Origin of the sequence: Pseudomonas sp. PS02303 (assembly GCF_029959925.1) — a bacterium.
In the GTDB taxonomy this organism is placed as follows: Bacteria; Pseudomonadota; Gammaproteobacteria; order Pseudomonadales; family Pseudomonadaceae; genus Aquipseudomonas; species Aquipseudomonas mandelii.
This window is the reverse complement of the sequence record NZ_JASCOM010000402.1, coordinates 1-3479: the sequence shown is the minus strand read 5'-3', so window position 1 is coordinate 3479 and position 3479 is coordinate 1. Positions and strand designations below refer to the sequence as shown.

Here is a 3479-nt window from a genome sequence, read left to right as displayed (position 1 = left end):
GAGGGAGCTTGCTCCCGCTGGGTCGCGAAGCGGCCCCAAAAGCTCTGCGACTGCTTCGCAGCCGAGCGGGAGCAAGCTCCCTCGCCACAAAATCTCGCTCCCACAGGGGAGGTATCAGCGCTGGACGGTTTTACTGGCCGCAGCGCTGTTGTCGTGGATCAACTGAGTGATCATCGCGTCGGCCTCGGCCAACTGACGGTCGTAGACGTTGGTGCTGAAGGACGCCTTTTGCGGCGGCTGTTGCGCCAGCACCGGGCCGCTCTGATCGCGCAGGTTCACATCGACCTGAGTCGACAGGCCGACCCGCAATGGATGCTTGGCCAGTTCTTCAGCGTTGATGTGAATCCGCACCGGCACCCGCTGCACGATCTTGATCCAGTTACCGGTGGCGTTCTGCGCCGGCAGCAGGGCAAATGCACTGCCAGTACCGGCGCCGAGGCTGTCGATGGTGCCGCTGAACTTCACGTCGCTGCCGTAGAGGTCAGCTTCGATATCCACCGGTTGGCCGATGCGCATGTCACGCAGCTGGGTTTCCTTGAAGTTGGCGTCGATCCACAGCTGATCCAGCGGAATGACCGCCATCAGCGCCGTGCCCGGCTGGACGCGCTGGCCCAGTTGTACCGAGCGTTTGGCCACGTACCCGGTGACCGGCGCGATCAAGGTGCTGCGGGAATTGTTCAAGTAGGCCTGACGCAATTGCGCGGCCGCCGCCATCACGTCCGGGTGCGACGAGACCACGGTGTCATCCACTAAGGCGCTGGTGGTTTTCAGTTGCTGCCTGGCGTTGGCCAGGGCGTTTTGCGCTGAGGTCAGGTCGTCGCGAGCGTGGGACAGCTCTTCCTGGGAAATCGCCCCGCCAGCGGCGAGGTTTTTCCGGCGATTGAAGTTGTCCTGAGCCTTCTGCACTTCCGCCTGCTGGGCGTTGACCTGGGCTTTCATGCCGTCGACGTTGCTGTACAAACCGCGCACCTGACGCACGGTGCGGGCCAGGTTGGCCTGTGCACTTTGCAGACCGACTTGGGCATCGTTCGGGTCGAAGTTGATCAGCACCTGGCCTTCATGGACCAGGTCGCCATCATCCGCGCCGATACTGACCACGGTGCCGGTGACCAGCGGGGTGATTTCCACCACGTTGCCGTTCACATAGGCGTCGTCGGTGCTTTCATTCCAGCGCCCGTAGAATTCGTGATATCCCCAGACGGCGACGCCGGCGAGGATCACCACGATCGCGAGCACCACCAGCATGACTTTGCGTTTGCGCGGGTTGCTGGTGTCAGGAGCGTTGTCAGGGGTTTGTGTGTGTTCTGCAGTGGCCATGACCAATACCTTGAATTAATTGTGCTGCGTGGCTGGGAGTGCGTTGGCTGCGGTCAGGGTTTCGCCCTGGAAGCCGCCGCCCAGCGCCTGCATCAGTTGGATCGACAGGTCGATCTGCTCGGCATTCAGGTTGGCCAGCTGGCGCTGGGCCTGGAGCAATTGCTGCTCGATGCTGAGCACGTCCAGGTAGTTACCGATGCCGGAACCGTACCGCTGGACCACGGTGTTGTAAGAATCCTGGGCAATGTCGGTGGCGTGTTGCTGCGCCCCGATCTGCCGGCCGATGTCGCGCAACTGGTTGATGGTGTCACTGACATCACCCAAGGCTTTCACCAGGCTTTTGTTGTACTGCGCCACCGCGAGGTCGTAATCGGCGTCGCGGGAATCGAGGTCGGCACGCAAGCGGCCGCCGTCGAAAATCGGCACGGAGATAGTCGGCGCAACATTAAAGAAACGGCTGGCCGAACCAAACATCGCATCTCCCAACAACGATTCGGCACCGGCCGCGGCGCTCAGGTTGAGGTTGGGGTAGAACTGGGTCTTGCCGGCGGCGATGTTCTTGCTCGCGGCCTCGACCCGCCAGCGCGCGGCGACCAGGTCTGGACGACGACCGAGCAACTCGGCGGGCAATACCGATGGCAATGCCACGGCGCTGGCTTGCAGGATCTTCGGCCGGGCGATTTCATTGCCGCGATCCGGGCCTTTGCCGAGCAGCACGGCCAAGGCGATTTTTGCGCTTTGCAGGCGTTTTTCGGCGTCGATCAGGCTCGCTTCGGAGCTGGCTTCCAGGCTTTCGGTTTGCTGGAACTGGTATCGGCTGTCGATCCCCGAGCTCAGGCGGCGCTGGCTCAGTTCAAGCATTTGTTTGGTGCGCTTGAGGTCTTCATTGGCCAGGTCATAGACGATGTGCGCCTGCCCCAGGTCGCTATAGGCGCGGGCGACGTCGGCGGACAAGGTCAGCTGCGCGGCCTGCTGATCGACTTCCGCCGCACGGGCCTCGCCCAATGCAGCTTCCCAGGCATCCCGCTGACCGCCCCAGAGGTCGAAGTTGTAATTGAAACTGGCGCCGATGTTGCGCACGGTGGAATACGTACCGCCCTGCCCGCTCGGGTCTTGATCTCGTGCCAGGCGCGAACGGCTGACTCCGGCGCTGGCATCGAGGGTCGGCATCCGCGCGGCATCGGCGGCATACGCGGCGGCGCTGGCCTGGTGGGCGCGGGCGTCGGCGATCTGCATGTCGGGGCTGTCGTGCAGGGCTTCGCGGATCAGGCCATTGAGCTGTGGATCACCGAGGCTTTTCCACCAGTCGCTTTTCGGCCAGGCCGCGGGCGACAGAGTCACGCCGCTGAGGGATTGCCCGGCCTTGAGGTTTTTCGCATCAAGGCTGACGCCTTCGGTGTTCAGGCCGCTGTAACTGGCGCAACCGGCCAGGGTCATGGCCGCCAGCACCAGGCTCAGGCCGGCACGCAGCGTTTTACTGCTCATTTGTCACTTACCCGCAGCAAGGTGATCGAGTCACCGGCTGCCACAAGGATTTTCTTGAGGATCTGCTCCAGGGTTTTCAGCTCATCCGGGGTGATCGCGCCGGCCAGTTCATTCATGGCGTCGGCGCCGATCTCCGGCAGACGGTCGGTCAATTGCTGGCCTTGCTCGGTGAGCACCAGTTGCACCTGACGGCGATCCGCTTCGGAACGTTGGCGGGCGAGGAAACCTTTCTGTTCCAGACGGTCGAGCATGCGAGTCATCGAACCGCTGTCCAGCGACAGGTGACGGCACAGCTCTGCCGGGGTATCGACGCCGAACTGGGCCATGATGATCAGCACTTTGAACTGCGCGGCGGTGATGCCGTGGGGCTCCATGTGCGTGTCGATGATCCGGTCCTTGAGCAGCGCGGCGCGCCCGAGTAGGAGGCCGAGATGGCACGTGTGGAATTCGTCTGGGGTGAAGTGTTTCATCTGGCCACCAATTAGCTGCCTAGGCAGAGAATGTATGACGAGATGTTACTGCCTAGGCAGCGAATGTCAACGTAATAGTTAGGAAGCTTTCTATTTAGTCGATAAATGGCTTACGACAAAAGTTGCTTCGGATCGATGACCGCAGCACGCCCATCGCGAGCAGGCTCGCTCCCACAGAGTTCGGTGTGATCTCTGTGGGAGCGAGCC

General features: G+C 62.2%; 3 protein-coding genes. All 3 read right to left on the bottom strand.

The annotated features are described in order from the left end of the window. Positions 1–114: 114 nt before the first annotated feature. Genes QMX98_RS33295 through QMX98_RS33285 form a run of 3 tightly spaced genes read right to left on the bottom strand, consistent with a single transcriptional unit; the run spans position 115 to position 3272 of the window. Complete coding sequence (locus tag QMX98_RS33295) at positions 115–1317, bottom strand: HlyD family efflux transporter periplasmic adaptor subunit (protein ID WP_077749768.1); 1203 nt, start codon at positions 1315–1317, stop codon at positions 115–117. 15 nt (positions 1318–1332) lie between these two features. After that, a complete protein-coding gene (locus QMX98_RS33290; protein WP_282412022.1) occupies positions 1333–2802 on the bottom strand; it encodes an efflux transporter outer membrane subunit in 1470 nt (489 codons plus the stop codon). Beyond that, complete coding sequence (locus QMX98_RS33285; protein WP_282412021.1) at positions 2799–3272, bottom strand: MarR family transcriptional regulator; 474 nt, start codon at positions 3270–3272, stop codon at positions 2799–2801. Before QMX98_RS33285 ends, QMX98_RS33290 begins: the two co-directional genes overlap by 4 nt. Positions 3273–3479 lie beyond the last annotated feature (207 nt).